The organism is Halobacillus sp. Nhm2S1 (genome assembly GCF_019599545.1).
Taxonomy (GTDB): domain Bacteria; phylum Bacillota; class Bacilli; order Bacillales; family Halobacillaceae; genus Halobacillus.
Map to the genome: position 1 here is coordinate 492,152 of NZ_JAIEZV010000004.1, position 15,562 is coordinate 507,713.

17 protein-coding genes are annotated in these 15,562 nt (G+C 37.0%); 2 read left to right on the forward strand and 15 right to left on the reverse strand.

Features of this window, described 5'->3' with window-relative positions:
- Positions 1-76: 76 nt before the first annotated feature.
- The 13 genes from K2225_RS17820 to xerA form a co-directional block, all read right to left on the reverse strand.
- A complete protein-coding gene (locus tag K2225_RS17820; protein WP_255574665.1) occupies positions 77-451 on the reverse strand; it encodes a DUF4269 domain-containing protein in 375 nt (124 codons plus the stop codon).
- A gap of 369 nt (positions 452-820) precedes the next feature.
- A complete protein-coding gene (locus K2225_RS17825) occupies positions 821-2,074 on the reverse strand; it encodes an aminopeptidase (protein ID WP_220585976.1) in 1,254 nt (417 codons plus the stop codon).
- A gap of 168 nt (positions 2,075-2,242) precedes the next feature.
- Entirely contained in the window at positions 2,243-3,067 is an 825-nt protein-coding gene (locus K2225_RS17830) for a hypothetical protein (RefSeq protein WP_220585977.1), read from the reverse strand.
- A 381-nt stretch (positions 3,068-3,448) separates the two neighbouring features.
- Entirely contained in the window at positions 3,449-4,444 is a 996-nt protein-coding gene (locus tag K2225_RS17835; RefSeq protein WP_220585978.1) for a hypothetical protein, read from the reverse strand.
- Positions 4,428-4,940: an RNA polymerase sigma factor gene (locus tag K2225_RS17840; RefSeq protein ID WP_220585979.1), complete on the reverse strand. Its 513-nt coding sequence runs from the start codon at positions 4,938-4,940 to the stop codon at positions 4,428-4,430. The genes K2225_RS17835 and K2225_RS17840 overlap by 17 nt, the downstream gene beginning before the upstream one ends.
- Positions 4,941-5,196: 256 nt before the next feature.
- Positions 5,197-6,033: an alpha/beta fold hydrolase gene (locus tag K2225_RS17845; RefSeq protein ID WP_220586025.1), complete on the reverse strand. Its 837-nt coding sequence runs from the start codon at positions 6,031-6,033 to the stop codon at positions 5,197-5,199.
- 104 nt (positions 6,034-6,137) lie between these two features.
- Positions 6,138-7,127 carry a S66 family peptidase gene (locus K2225_RS17850; protein ID WP_220585980.1) on the reverse strand — a complete coding sequence of 330 codons (990 nt, stop codon included), beginning with the start codon at positions 7,125-7,127 and terminating at the stop codon, positions 6,138-6,140.
- Positions 7,128-7,248: 121 nt separating this feature from the next.
- Entirely contained in the window at positions 7,249-8,010 is a 762-nt protein-coding gene (locus K2225_RS17855; protein ID WP_220585981.1) for a class I SAM-dependent methyltransferase, read from the reverse strand.
- A gap of 102 nt (positions 8,011-8,112) precedes the next feature.
- Positions 8,113-8,532 (reverse strand): NUDIX hydrolase, encoded by a 420-nt coding sequence (locus K2225_RS17860; protein ID WP_220585982.1) that lies wholly within the window; start codon positions 8,530-8,532, stop codon positions 8,113-8,115.
- A gap of 28 nt (positions 8,533-8,560) precedes the next feature.
- Complete coding sequence (locus K2225_RS17865) at positions 8,561-8,968, reverse strand: group-specific protein (RefSeq protein ID WP_220585983.1); 408 nt, start codon at positions 8,966-8,968, stop codon at positions 8,561-8,563.
- A 26-nt stretch (positions 8,969-8,994) separates the two neighbouring features.
- On the reverse strand, positions 8,995-9,360 hold the full coding sequence (locus tag K2225_RS17870) for a nuclear transport factor 2 family protein (protein ID WP_220585984.1): 366 nt from the start codon (positions 9,358-9,360) through the stop codon (positions 8,995-8,997).
- A gap of 31 nt (positions 9,361-9,391) precedes the next feature.
- Complete coding sequence (locus K2225_RS17875) at positions 9,392-10,252, reverse strand: hypothetical protein (protein ID WP_220585985.1); 861 nt, start codon at positions 10,250-10,252, stop codon at positions 9,392-9,394.
- 287 nt (positions 10,253-10,539) lie between these two features.
- Positions 10,540-11,382: a site-specific tyrosine recombinase/integron integrase gene (gene xerA, locus K2225_RS17880; protein ID WP_220585986.1), complete on the reverse strand. Its 843-nt coding sequence runs from the start codon at positions 11,380-11,382 to the stop codon at positions 10,540-10,542.
- 351 nt (positions 11,383-11,733) lie between these two features.
- Between xerA and K2225_RS17885 the strand changes: the two genes are divergently transcribed.
- Together K2225_RS17885 and K2225_RS17890 are read left to right on the forward strand one after the other, a co-directional pair.
- Positions 11,734-12,090 (forward strand): ImmA/IrrE family metallo-endopeptidase, encoded by a 357-nt coding sequence (locus K2225_RS17885; protein ID WP_255574684.1) that lies wholly within the window; start codon positions 11,734-11,736, stop codon positions 12,088-12,090.
- 2 nt (positions 12,091-12,092) lie between these two features.
- Entirely contained in the window at positions 12,093-13,271 is a 1,179-nt protein-coding gene (locus K2225_RS17890) for a site-specific integrase (RefSeq protein WP_220585988.1), read from the forward strand.
- Positions 13,272-13,360: 89 nt separating this feature from the next.
- Here K2225_RS17890 and groL read toward each other — a convergent pair whose 3' ends face one another.
- Positions 13,361-14,992 carry a chaperonin GroEL gene (gene groL, locus K2225_RS17895; RefSeq protein ID WP_220585989.1) on the reverse strand — a complete coding sequence of 544 codons (1,632 nt, stop codon included), beginning with the start codon at positions 14,990-14,992 and terminating at the stop codon, positions 13,361-13,363.
- A 57-nt stretch (positions 14,993-15,049) separates the two neighbouring features.
- Positions 15,050-15,334 (reverse strand): co-chaperone GroES, encoded by a 285-nt coding sequence (gene groES, locus K2225_RS17900; protein ID WP_089654972.1) that lies wholly within the window; start codon positions 15,332-15,334, stop codon positions 15,050-15,052.
- Between the last annotated feature and the right edge of the window lie 228 nt (positions 15,335-15,562).

Sequence of the window (15,562 nt, forward strand, 5' to 3'; positions counted from 1 at the left end):
AGGTTTGCCCCCGTTACATGAAGACTCGATTTCGAGATAAATTTCACTTCTAGTAGTTATCTATCCTATGAAAATTTCAGAATTCCGACTTTATAATTCTTTTTTTAATCCCATATTGCACTAAACCTTCATAAGGATCCCCAGCAATACCTAATAGCTTACAGAAAGCTGGTTCAGTCTTATATCCCTGTTTTTTTAAGTCAATCACTTTACCTTTAAGCGTTGGATTATCTTTTAAAAGTTCATGTTCAATAATCATATGCAAATACGCGTTTTGAGAATAAGTGGACTGGTCCTGCCCAAATAACTCTAAATCAAAGTTGTTAGACAAAAAATTTGCCTTAACAACCTCACGACCTCTTATAATTGTTCTTTTCATGGTAAAGCCTGGCTTATCACCATAGAGAGCGTCTAGCTTTTTTTCAAAGAGTCTTAAATCCTTTACATCCATAACTATTCTGAATTATCCAAGTCAATGCCAATAGGGATAGTTCCACAAAGCATAGGATTATAAATACTCAATTCATCAAATATACAGAGTTCTTTAATAGTTGTATAAGCATCTCTTTGCCTCTTATTACCCCTTTTCATTCCCTCGAAAAGATCAAACAACTTATCCCCCCCTAAGAATGCACGTTTCCTCTAAGATATAAAAGCCAGCAATAAAGGCTGGCTTTGTTGTATCTCACTTATTTAACTAAAACCCTGTTTACGAAAGGCTCTAATTCAAGATATATATAACTACAGGTTGTTTTCACTGAAACTAACCCTAAGTATATTCCACTAGATAACTTGTATCTGTTTTTAAGTTGCAGACAATTTAGAATTGGAAATCCCCATCCTTCATTAACAGGACTTCAGTTCCACCTTCTTTAATACCCACTACTTTCATATCTTCGGTACCAAAGGTCATATTGACTGACAAAAGGGAAGTATTCAGCCCCATTGCTTTCAACTTTTCCTCAGATTGGTCAATGCCATTTTTAATATTGGAAGGAGATGCATTTCCGATTCCAATATGACAGGACGTATTTTCATCAAACAATGTATTGTAAAAAAGAATATCTTCCTGGGCGAGAGGAGATTTATTAGATACCAAGGCAATTTCACCTAGATAATGTGAACCTTCATCTGTTTCGATGAGATTTTGTAACACTCCCTGTCCCTTTGCGGCATAATAGTCGGTAATCCGTCCATCTTTAAAAATCAGATAAAACTCTTCGACGACACTTCCCCCATAGATAAGAGGTTTAGTACCTACCAATTTTCCATTCACCTTATGTTTATGGGGAGCAGTAAATATTTCTTCCGTAGGAATGTTCGGAAAGAAAGGTATTCCTTTTTTATCTCTGACACCCCCACCAATAAAGATGTGATTGTTAGGCATACCTGTGACTAAATCCGTTCCTCGACTATTGGTAAAGTGCAGGGTGTCAAACTGGAAATCGTTTAAAAACGTTTTCCGTGACTCGAAGGCGCGGTCATGATTTTCCCAGTTTTTGATAGTATTTGTACCATCTGCTCGCGCTCCACGTAAAATAGCTTGCCATAACGATTGCACGGCTTCTTCTTCACTTACGTGCGGAAATACTTTCGTGGCCCATGCGAAGGACGGAACAGCTAGAAGACACCAGCGTATCTCGTGGGACATAATCTTTGCATAATAACTTTCCAACTTGGTCCGGGAGGCCTTTTGAAAGCGACTAATCCGTTCTGGGGAAACTTCCTTAAAGACATCTAAGTTTTCAGAAATAATATGGATGTAAGCAGCACCTGCCTCATCCCACTCCTTAAAACGGGCAGCCTGCCAATCAGGAAAGTGATCGATAACACTATCTGCTGCATTTAAGTAAAATTCTTTTGTAGACTGTTCATCTGTCCAATCTATAATTACATTTGAAACTCCAGCCTCGTAGGCTACCGTTTGGATTAGACGAGCAAAGGTGGCATTTTGTATATCACTATGAATAATCAACAATTGATTTTTTTGCAAATTCACACCAGCTCGTACAGCAAGCTCTGCATACTTTTTTAACTGTTCTTCACTTATAAATTCATATATTCCTTTAATCATTTAATATCACCTCTGTGATGCTCTTGTATATGCTTATTCAAGAAATGCCCCCCTTTTCAGGAAGACTTTAAACTGAGATATCTGGCAGGAACGGTTACTTTAAGTTATTTAACCCTATTTTTTGAGTCTTTGAATAAGTAAAATTGCGTTCTCTTAGATTTTCATTTTTTAATCTAAGTCCAAGAAGAAAGTAACAAAATCTCTTCCGAATTTGGACACTTCAAAGTTATCCTTAGATTTAAGTTTAGGTTCCTTTAGTTTTGGGAGAGAACGCTTATGCTTTGGATTTGTTAGCTTTTCTAAGTAAGAATATAGTTCTTTGAATTTTTTTGAAATCTCTTCTAGATCAGAATATATATTTAAGTCTGTTCGGGTTGTTAATACACCAATTCTATGAAGGTTACGACGCACTGCTTCATATTGCTCGTAATTTAGTCCATGTCTTTCCATTACATCTTGGTATGACTCTCTATTTTCGTGGTCAAGAACATAACGGGAAGAGTACATTAGTTTTAGTACTCCTATATCCACCATCCTTAATTCTTTCAAAACATCATAATAAGTAAGTATAAAATCGTCTGATATTTGTTCATGGTGTGTAACGTTCACAAAGCCATTAACCATATACGCTATCTTTTCTTCTTGTTGTTCATCTATGACATAATCCATAATATAGGCAAATAGTTGATCTATCTTTTCTTTTTGTTTATCCGTCTTCTCTTCCATATTCATATTGACTTCGTTGATCTTTGCGTACAACTCTTCAGTAAAAACAACAATATTTCTTTCAAACCGAGCACGTTTATATCCTTGAACAGCCCCTGAAACCACAGGAACAAGTGAACTTGCCGAATCAACAAGAATATCTCCTACCATACTCGTGATAGATTCTTTAGCTACATTTCCACCTGCACTACTTCCCGCACTTAATATAGAATCAATTGTAAATCCTTTACCTGCCTTTTTTAAATCTTTTCTTCTATTCTCTTCCAATATCACAATCACCCTAATTAAATTTTTTGAATCCACATACCATCCCACTGCTCTTCAAATCAATCTATTCTTCAGAGTACAAGTTACCAATCCCCTATGTTATTAGTACTTCATTTACGAATAAGTACTGATTTGGTTCCATTGCTGCTACATGTCTCGAAGCCTTCCAAAATTAAATTCAAATTCCTAAACAAGGAAAGGGCGAATATACTTATTGCATATTCGCCCCATAATTATTTTGATGGCTAAATACCGAGATATATTTGTTTATACCTTCTCTACACTCCATATCTTTGTAATTGTTCAAGACCAAATTTATTAACCTTAATGACGCAAGATCACAGGCGCACACTACATAAGAAATCGCATGCGTATATGAACTTAAGGAGTAATCCTTACCTCCGTTGATCTGTTTAATGAAAGTGTATCTTCCATTCCATTAGCCCTAATAACTATATTTATCTCTTCCAATTCTATAACATTCTCAGGAAGACTGTCCCCAAAAATATACTTACTTTTCCCACTGAAATTGGATTCTACTGAAAACTTAGAATTCAGACCACTTATTGAGATATTTGACACATTATTTTCTTCCAAACCTTTCGAGTTTAAGTGAAGAAGGTAATCATCGTCGTCTAGCGGTTGTAAACGTACAAACCAGTTCTTACTCTCACCTTCGTAAACAACTACTGAACCTCCAGTGACCTGGTTTATTTCCATAACTATTTCTGAAATATTTTGGCTAACTTCTTTATAAACAGAGTAATTGTGTTGAGATGAATTATTTGCAGTTATTTCGCTTATTTTTTCACTTAATCCAATTAAGGATTCAGATATTGACTTATCGTCAATAAGCTCAGCCGCGGAATTCAAATATAACCATGTAGGTTTTGTATCTGCTATTAACTTAGGTTGTTCTGAAAAGTTATCAAGTCGCTCTTCTTTATAATCAAAATAGGCATTAATATTATTGTTAATTTCTAAAGGGTTCACCTTTTCTCCTTCTGGCGTATAGAAAATGGAAGCGTTATATAAATAACCAAGAGCTACGCCTTTATGATATTCTTCAGGTACCCCCACAGTGTCAGGAATGTGTGAATTTGAATAGATCGGTTTTATACCCTCAAAATACATTTGCATATTTGTGTACGCTTCATTAGTGGTTGTAGTTCTATCTTTATTCTCATGAATTATGGTGTACCCTACAAAAATCATGACTAGAAAAGTAAATATGGTTAACGGATATGCGAAATATTTACTTTTACTTTCTTTTCTTGGTCGTTGTAGTGCATAATAGTTCCTTTGCTTTCTCGCGTTATCCATTTTGTGTTTAGGAAGAGCTTTTAACTTTTTCTCTACTTTATCTTGTTGCTTCATCACTCACCCTCCTTCGAAAATTGAGTGTTTCACCCAGCTTTGTTTTTGCTCTATGATAGGTAGTGTCTACTTTCTCATTGGACCACTGCAATACTTCCGCAGTCTCATTAGTGCTTAATTCTAAAATCCCTCTACAAATAACTACTTCACGATATGAGCGTTTTAAATTCCTAATTGCAGTATAAAGTTCAATAACTTCTTCTTTATCCATCAGCCTCTTCTCCGGGGTATCCGTATCTTTAGGGTTTTCTTGTAAGCGAAACAGATGCTTTAGCTTTTGTTTTCTAAAACTATCAATAGAAACTCTCCTCGCTATAGAAAACAGCCAAGTTTTTGGTGATGAATCTCCTTTAAATGTAAACCTTTTTTTCCAAGCTTTGAAAAATACCTCCTGCAATAAATCGTCAACATCATCTGTTTGATTGTAATACACTAAAAAGTTAAAGATATCCTGACTGTATTCTTCATACCATGATTCAAGGTTTTGATTGTCCATACTCCCTCCTCCTTACAACTCTTTTCTAATTAGACGTTTTATGTATGGAAATCTTACAGGTTAATTAAAAAAATGGTGAATTAAAATGATGTGCTATGTTTTTATTATCTTAACAATAATACAAAAAAACACTTTATTTACATAAAAAAGTCAGCATTACATGCTGACTCAGATCATTCTGATCCATTAAAGCCCCCTTTAGTTGAACACTCAGTTCCAAGGTATTTTTAGTTTAGTAAGTATTATCCATGTGAACCTACTGCCACCTTCTCTTTATTTCCTTTACTACAACATCTGGATTGTCCCAATGTAACATGTGGGAAGTGTTAGGGATTTTCTTTATATCTCCACCAGTTTTTTGCTGAAATATGCTCATAGTTAAATCCCTATAATCATCTTCTGATTTCGGAAGAGTAGCTCTAAGTAATAAAATCGGAAGGTTATGTGGAAGTTTTTCATAGATATCTTCGGTTTCATGTTTGTGCATGCCTTTGATAATATTGCCGGCCGTTTCACCTCTTGCATGCCAATAGTATCTATTGTTCTTTTCGAGTGCTAAATCTTGTGCAGCAAGATCTAATAAGGATGTTCTTCTGGAATCTCCATAAACAGCAACTTCCAAGAATTCTTCCCAGGTTTCTACATGTTCTTCAAAATCTTTCTCATAATACATTACTTCTTCTTCCATTGTGCTAGCTTTTCTTCTCTTCGTTTGATACCCACCATCAATAATTATTGTATCTATCACTTTTTCTGAATGATTCAACAAGTAATATAAGGCAACAAAACTCCCCCATGAATGTGAGAGAAAGTAAAACTTTCTAATTTTCAATATTTCAATCACTTGGTCCAGCCAATTTGCCAAAACTGGCGTATCGTACTTTTCACTATTGCTAAATGGATCTGTCTTCCCATGACCAGGTGCATCTATGCTTATTATTCTAAATTCTCTCTTTAACTCTTCAGCGATTTCAATAAAACTTAGACTGGTACTACCCAAGCCATGTAAGCAAAAAATGACAGGACCACTTTTTATGCCCCACTCTGTTACATGGATATTAATTTCTCCGTCATTGATAAAGTACCTTTCCAAAGTCATCCCCCCATGTTCCACAAAGATAAGTTTTTTCCATAAAACATAAGAAATTCTTATTGAAGTATAGCCCCCGTTAGTTGAAGACTCGATATCGAGATAATCTAGATCCACTCCTCAATACAATGGACGGATTTTGTCTTTGTATCAAATCTCACTTTCTTTCCTATAGCTAAAGGATGCATGGGATGAGTATGGCATGTATCAAATTCACCTAAAATAGGAATTTCATTATCGTCTAATTGTTCCATAAGAATATCTATAGGTTTCTTACCAGTTCCTAGATCATCATATCCTTCGTGTTTTCCTAAAATTATCCCTGACACTTTTTCAAAGATTCCGTGCATTTTTAACATAGCAAAATTCTTTTCCACTATCGCCGCGTTCTTCCCACAATCCTCTACCAGTAAGACATCTTCATCTTTTATAGGAGGGAAATACTCTGTACCAATAAAACCATACATTGCATTTACATTCCCACCTACTAATCTGCCTTCAGCAACACCGGTGTTTCTTGTTATCCACTCATTTCGATATAGAGTTTTTTCTTTTGTTTTGTCTAACCAATTAACAGGTTCACCCGACCAATATCTAGGCATTGGAACTTCATAAGGAAGACTACTTTCAGCCATAAAGTAGTTTACAAAGTATTGATAAGTATCATTAACTAATGGTTCAAATTCACCAAATGAAGGAATGAGGGCGGGACCATAATATGTAGTTATATTTGTTTTATGATAAAGAGCAAGAATGATAGCCGTTGCATCTGAATAACCTACCACGATCTTCGGATTCCTTATTAAAGCTTTGTAATCTATATATGGTAAAAGGCTGTTAGAATTGGTTCCGCCAATCGTGGACATCACCATTTTTATTTCTGGATCTCGCAATAACTCATTTAATTCATTTGCACGCGCTTTTGGTGAACCCGAGCGATAAACTTCAGCCTTTCCTGTCAAATTTCCTTCGACTATAATTAAACCTTTGCTTTCCAGGAATGATTTTGCCCGTTCATATCGTTTTCTTGCTGTAACCGTTGCTGGTGATGATGGAGTGAAAATACCCACCTTATCACCTACGTTTAATTTTTGCATTGAAGCCCCAGTCCTCTCTATTAGAAAAAATTGAAGATGATATTACGAAAACGCCCCCGTTACAGGAAGACTCAGTTTCAAGATAATATCCTTCTAGAAAATACCCATTCTCTTGAAAAGTTTAATTTTTATGAGCTAAACAAATCATTTCTGAGAAATCGTTAGTAACCACTTTGTCAGGAGATTCTTCTAAGTCTTGCTTCATTCTATTGAGCCCCTGGTTATATTCTTCGTCATCAATTAAGGTCAACACAGATATATCCCTGTTTTCCACGAGCCCTAAATAGTCGGCTACTCTGATGTTTTCCATTTGATAATTACAATCAATTCTAACGTTAAAACCCCTTTGAGATAGCTCTCTAAATATAACTTCTTTACTCCAAAACCTCTTATAATCCTCTAATAGCGCAGATGGAAAGTAATGATAGACCCACCAATTTTTCATCCAGTATATATCGATATTATGTAATTTATAAACACCACCTCTTTTTAAGACTCGATGGATTTCATCCAGCCCTTTCTCTTTCCCGACAAAGTGATGAAAAGCATAGTTATTCGTTATGACATCAAAGTACTCATCTTCATAAGGCATTCTCTCCGCAAACCCTTTCTCAAATGCCACATGTTCGACTTTTTCTTTCGCTTTATCCAGCATGGCTTGTGAGGCATCCAGCCCATGCCAGTTAATGTTTAATTCCTTGAGATATTGGTATTGGTGATTGAGGTAAATGCCTGTTCCACAAGCTAGATCTAAAAAATTATACAATGACTTAGGGTTATTTTGTATGTAAGCTTCTAGGTCAGTATCTCCTTTTACCTCTTCAAATCTATATTGGTTGCTATCATAAACCTTAACTACTGTTGAGTAATCCGTAACCTTCATGAAAACCCTCTTTCCGTAGTAATTACATGATTAAAAATAAAATACAACCTTTTTAATCAATTATCCCTGTCTCTAAGACTCGAATTTGAGCTTATGTACCGATTAAATATTTCTCTGGTTCCAAAATGTTGATTCAAGCTTAATATTTGGTTCTTCAAACAAGTATTTTATACTTTCCACCAGCACTTCAGGGAATTCGACTTCAGCATAGTCCTTCACGAATCGAATCCCCTTAACTTTATCCATCTCATTCATGGAAGGTACCCCATTCACTGAAGTAGCAACAAAAAAATGGCCAGTCCATTTAATCCCAGAAAACTCATATGTTCCTTGGTGTATTTCATGTAGTTTGTTTACTTCTACACCAATCTCTTCTTTAACTTCTCGTCTTCCACATTGTAATGGTGTTTCGCCGGCTTCTTTTTTTCCTCCAGGAAAGTTCCATGAGTTATGCCTGTCCTGTACTACTAAGATATTCCTGCTATTATCCTTGATCAACACACGTGAAAATGATCTGGTCATTAAAATAACTCCTTCATGACTACATTGTTCAATAAATACTATCACGCTTCCCGTAACAATTAACCAACTTTAATAAATCACTAAGGTCTCCCACTGATTTAATTACTTCTGTAAGATGATAGAAGGTACTGGTTGTTTCAAATTGGCTTACTTCATCGTTTGGTGAATGTAAAAATATTCGTTTTCCTTCTGCAAGTGCAATCCCAAATTCTATATGACTTCCTTTTCCAGCCGGTAATATTACAATGAGAAAATCTGCTTCTTGGACTGCTTCTTTTTCAAGTGTTCCTATTTGCTTTAAGTCTTCAAATGAACTTGCTCTCTCATTTCTAGTCCAATCATAAGTATGGATAAATCCATGTTTTTCCAGGTAATCACTAACATATCTAACATCATCAATATTCTTAAAGCTTGAGGCGACATAAAATTTCTTCAATATATTGCTCCTTTATAATTGGTTGCTCAATTTAAGTCAGTGACAGTCCCCTGGTGAAATGTCATTTGCCACCTTTTTTCATAAAACTTCCACACAGAGCTTCTTAAAGAGTGTTTCTGTTTACTTTCTATAAACACCTTAAACGTAGTTAGTACAGAGGTTGGTGATAAATACTTAATATCGAAATCACGCATTGTTATCCCAGGATCGTCTTCACTTGGTAAACGATTCAAAATGTTCTCTTTATCATAAATCTCCCCTGTACTTGAATACTCTACAAAATCATCAGCTAATAAATCATCTAATATATTCGCGGTTTTACGAACGTCACTCTTAAGCAGAGTTGTTTCTAAAGAATACATATGTTCCTTTAGATCTTTTTGATTACCCATTCATTTGCCTCCTTCAATTCCTACTAGTCTCTTATTTACCTAAATATATTAATTCCTTCCCATCTTTCTGAGTAATATTGAGAGCCCCATTGACCCCATGTGCTCTGCCGTAATATTCTGCCTTATCTAACCCGGCTTTTCTAAAATCAAAAATGATTTTAGAGTCTCCTGCACGGAAAATGAAATCATCTTCTTTTATAGCAGTGCTAAACTCTATAACATTTATCATTCCATTAGCCTCAAGTTCTTTTATATCAGATAAAACCTGTGCAGCAACACTCTCATCCAAAGTGTTTTTGGCTTGAGATAAGCATTCCTCAATGGGTTGTCTTTCGAATCTAATTCTTACATAATTAGACTCATCAGGTGCTTTAAAAAGAATTTCCTTACCTGAAGCCATACAGTCAATATCCTCTACTTTCATATGATTTATTAACATATCATTATTTTTAACTTCAGCTATGATTTCTTTTTTATTATCCCAAAGCAAGGCATTTACAGAAATTTTCCCTTTATGATCTTGCTCTAATTTAAATAATTCCTTCCCTTTAATCCTCATAGTTAACGAACTTGAAAAAAAGTAATTACCTCCTGATATTACAATCCCTTTATCAATACTCCAACCTAACTTACCTTTAGGTTTTTCTCTATTATTAGCTCTTTTCATTTCATGTAAATCTTCAATTGACCAAGCTCTTTGGTCAGCTTGTCTATGGTGTATTGGACAAAGAGCGATCATGCCATCTTCGTTATGCATTTTCCCTTCTTTAAAAGGTGGATCAAAATGATGATATTCGAGAAAAGGGACTCTACAGCCTTCCACCGGGCAGCCAAAACCAACTTCTCTCCTCAACCTTCTTCTCTTCTTTCTACTTATAGCATCCCTCGCCATACCTAACCTCCTTTATAAAGGAAAAAAATCCATCTTCTCATAAATAAAATTATATTAACCATACTTTTCCATAATTCGACAAAGTGTACTTGTAACCCTTTTTTGTATTAGTTGTTTTCAGATCAATATCTTGAAACTGAGTCTTCAACTAACCTGCCCGTTTCTGGAAGACTCAGTTTCAAGATATTCAGAATGTTACTTAATACCAATTATTTCAAATCCTTCTCTTATCTACAAGCCTCTCTTACAACAAACAGAAGGCGCACCATTTGGAATAGGCACGCCTTCTAGAAATATTTACTGTAGAAATCCTGTCTTAACTTACCACTTAAATGTGCATATATTTTAGTTGTTTCACTTTTCTCATGCCCTAACAAGCTTTGGATTACTTCAATTGGCGCTCCATTATTAAGCATGTGGGTAGCATAACTGTGTCTTAATTGATGAGGATGTATTTCTTTATTAATAGCAGCGCGAATGGAGATCCGTTTAATAATATATCGGATAATTTCAATGCTCATTCTCTTTTTAGGTCTTCTCTCGGTAATAAATAAACATTCATCATGATCCTTGCGCTCCTCTATATATCTTTGTAGCCATAGAGAACAACGAATACTAAAGTAGACTTCTCTTTCTTTATCTCCTTTTCCTTTTACAATAACCGATCTTGCAGAGAAATTGACATCCTCTCTATTCAGATTCACTACCTCTCCGATACGACACCCAGTTGAATAAAAGAATTCGAAAAGTGCCTTTTCCATGGAAGTTAAGCATGAGTCTCTAAGTTGTTCTATTTCCATCTCCGTTAGAAATTTTGGGATTCTCTTGCCAACTTTAGGTTCTTTTAATTTTTTAGCTGGATTTTCGTTGATAACACCCTCTTCATGTAGCCACTTGAAAAAGGATCGAAGGAACCGAACCTTGTTTTTAAGACTGGAAGGCTTCAAATGTCCACCCACCTCAACCAGGTAGCTCTTTAAATGATCAATAACTACCTCTTCTGTATTAACGTCTCCAAAGTATTTCACCAACATATTGAACTGTAAGCAATAGGTTTTTAAAGTTAGCAACGAATAACCTTCAATCTTTTTATCGACATAATACTTTTCCCAAGCTTCTGATAAGAACATCTTCTATCACTCTCCAAAACTATGAATCTTAATTTCATTATGGTTCTGAAGATGAATTACTATACTTTAGACTTTTACAGAAAAAGAATTCCAAATGTCCTTTACAGTAAGTCTGCATTTATATCCAATTAATGTAATTAAATATTGATTAATAGAACACATGTTCGTATAATGCTTGTAAGGATGGTGATTAGTTTGAGGTTTCCTTACTACACAACCACAATTCTAGAAGACCTAATAACTCAATGGTATAAAAGCCACAAATTTACAGAGCCGGACGATTTAAATGTTTACACCATTGGATCCGAGTCCCAAATATTTGTGACTTGTAGACCTACTCAGGCTAGTTACATGAGGGTAGGGAAGTTTCAAGAAATCGTATTAGATAGTCGCCTCCCTTATATACACCAACGAGAGCAATTCTTCCACGAGCTTTGTCATGCTTTGAGGCATGCAGGTCGACAATCTTTCATGCCTTATTCTTTTTATGAACTTCAGGAAAGGGATGCCAGGCACTTCACTCTATACGCCTCGCTCCCCACTCATATGATTAATGATTATAACCTTTCAAATCCAGCTATTATCGATCAGTTGTCACATGACTTTATGATTCCAAGAAAAGTTTGTATTGAGCGTTTGGAAAAAATTAAGAGTCGAATTGTACCGTCGGATAAGTCTACTTTGATTAATCTAAGGAAGGAGGGATAAATATGGCTAATTACCGGAAAAGAGGTAGCAAATGGTATTTCCAAATATATACGGGAGTAGATCCGTCTACTGGGAAAAAGAAATTCACATCTAAAGGAGGGTTCAAGACAAAAAAAGAAGCTCAGATGGCCGCAGCTGAAGTAGAAAAGGAAGTATTTGAAAACACATATGTTCAAGAACAAAATATTACCTTTCAGGAATTTACTTTAGAGTGGCTTAAGACTTATCGTGATACCGCTAAAATTAGTTCTGTGAGAAATCGACAGCATAACTTGGATCACTTAAATAGGTTCTTCGGAAATAAAAAAATAAAAGATATCACGCGTAAACAGTATCAAGCTATGCTTGCTTCGCTTCATAATGCAGGCTATGCGTTTAATACTTTAGATGGTATTCATGCAACAGGTAGAATGGTTTTTAGGAAGGCTGTGGAATTTAACATAATTAAGGACAGTCCTTGTGACTTTGCAAAAATCCCACGTAAAGTGGAAACCGTTGAGGAGGTAGAAAGCAGTAAAGGAGAAATCAAATTTATGGAAAAAGAAGAACTTATTCGTTTTCTAAATGCTGCCAAGGAAAGTGGCATTGATAAGGACTACCCCATGTTTTTGACACTTGCTTATAGCGGGTTACGAGTGGGTGAGCTGATCGCCTTAAAATGGTCGGATATAGATATGTATAAAAAAACCTTAAGAGTAACAAAAACGTATTACAATCCCAACAATAGAACAAAAGAGTATCAACTACTGACCCCCAAGACTAAAGGATCGATCAGAACGCTAAAAATGGACGTTGGAGTTATTGAGGTCCTTAAAAGACACAAAGAACACCAAGATGATCTCATTGATAAAATGAAGAACGAATATACTCAACTGGATTTTGTCTTTGCTAAGGAAGTTCAGAACCTGGGATACCCTGAGTTTTTAAAGACCGTAAACACCCATATGAGACGTTTATTAAAAATTAGTGGTATCCATAAGGAACTTACTCCTCACTCCTTGCGACACACCCATACCTCTCTGTTAATTGAAGCAGGAGTAGGAGTTAAAGAAATTCAACAACGATTAGGTCATGGAGATATAAACACAACCATGAATATATACGCGCACATTACTGAAAACATGGAAGAAAAAGCCTCCCAAAAGTTCAGTGAACTTATGAGAGGCTCGTTAGATTTATAGTGTTTTCTCCGCCAGGTATGTCAAAAGTATGTCATTTTGACTTTTGGGGTTAAGCTACACCCTTGATATCAAGGGTCATGGGGGCATGATTACATCATGCCGCCCATTCCGCCCATGCCACCCATGTCAGGCATGCCGCCGCCATTATCTTCTTCAGGAAGATCAGCGACTACCGCTTCTGTCGTCAAGAACATAGCGGCTACAGAAGCTGCGTTTTGAAGCGCAGAACGTGTAACTTTAGTTGGGTCCACGATCCCTTGTTCAACCATGTTCACCCATTCGCCTGTAGCTGCGTTGAAGCCTACGCCGACTTCTTCGCCTTTCAGACGCTCAACGATGATGGATCCTTCAAGACCTGCGTTGTGAACGATTTGGCGAACCGGCTCTTCAAGCGCACGAAGTACGATGCTTGCACCTGTTGCTTCGTCGTCTACAAGGCCAAGGCCTTCCACAGAGTTGATGATGTTTACAAGCGCTGTACCACCACCGGCAACAATTCCTTCTTCTACTGCTGCTCGCGTAGAGTTCAGGGCGTCTTCGATACGTAGTTTACGCTCTTTCAATTCTGTTTCTGTTGCCGCGCCGACTTTGATGACTGCTACGCCGCCAGAAAGTTTTGCAAGGCGCTCTTGTAGTTTTTCTTTGTCGAATTCAGAAGTTGTTTCTTCTGCTTGTGCGCGGATTTGAGCGACACGGGAAGAGATCTGCTCAGGGTTTCCTGCACCTTCGACGATTGTTGTGTTTTCTTTTGTGATGACTGCTTTAGACGCGCGTCCAAGCTGGTCAATCGTTGTATTCTTCAATTCTAGCCCAAGATCTTCTGTGATCACTTGGCCGCCAGTAAGTGTTGCGATATCTTCAAGCATCGCTTTACGACGGTCACCGAATCCAGGAGCCTTAACAGCTACCGCGTTGAATGTACCACGAAGTTTGTTCACAACAAGTGTTGCAAGTGCTTCGCCTTCAACGTCTTCAGAGATCAATAGAAGTGGCTTGGATTGTTGAACCACTTGCTCAAGTACAGGAAGGACTTCCTGGATGTTGTTGATCTTCTTATCTGTAATTAGAATGTAAGGATCTTCAAGAACCGCTTCCATCTTATCCTGGTCTGTGACCATGTAAGGGGAAGCATAGCCGCGGTCGAATTGCATACCTTCAACCACTTCTAGTTCAGTGTTGAAACCTTTTGATTCTTCGATTGTGATAACACCATCGTTACCTACGCGCTCCATCGCTTCAGCAATCAGCTGGCCGACTTCATTGTCAGCAGCAGAGATGCTAGCTACCTGCGCGATAGAATCGCGGCCTTCGATAGGTTTAGAGATTTTGCGAAGCTCTTCTGTTGCTACAGCTGTCGCTTTCTCGATACCTTTACGAATACCGACTGGGTTCGCACCGGATGTTACGTTTTTAAGACCTTCACGGATCATTGCCTGTGCAAGAACCGTTGCTGTCGTTGTACCGTCACCAGCAACATCGTTTGTTTTAGAAGCAACTTCAGAAACGAGTTGTGCACCCATGTTTTCGAAGTGGTCTTCGAGTTCGATTTCTTTCGCGATTGTCACACCATCGTTAGTGATGAGTGGAGAACCGAATTTCTTATCAAGTACGACGTTACGTCCTTTTGGTCCAAGTGTAACTTTAACAGCATTTGCTAATGTATCTACACCACGCAGCATAGAGCGGCGTGCGTCTTCACTAAATTTGATTTCTTTAGCCATTTAAAATGCCCTCCTCATTAAAATCGTATCTCTTAAGTATTTTTATAGGAAAAGTGACTACTGGATAACAGCTAGTACATCTGATTCGCGCAGAATCAAGTATTCGCTGCCTTCATACTTCACTTCTGTACCTGCGAATTTAGAATAGATCACGCGGTCGCCTTGTGCGACTTCCAGTGCTACTTTTTCACCGTTGTCAGTGATGCGGCCTGTGCCGACAGCAACAACTTTACCTTCTAGGGGCTTTTCTTTCGCAGAGTCCGGAAGTACGATTCCGCTCGCAGTAGTCTGCTCTTCTTCAACTAGTTCAATAACAATACGATCACCAAGTGGCTTTAACAATTAGGACACCCTCCTTGATATGGTTGTTTCAAATTTTTGTCGTTTATTAGCACTCGTTGTTGTTGAGTGCTAACACAATTATTATAATAAGCAATTCCCTATCGTTTTTCAAGTAGAAACTATAGAAATTTTGCACTTCTTTTTCGACAAAATTCTTACACTGACCCTTATTCCTTACGTCTGGTTTTGAAACTGTGATAGAATACATAAAGTATGTATATTGAAGCT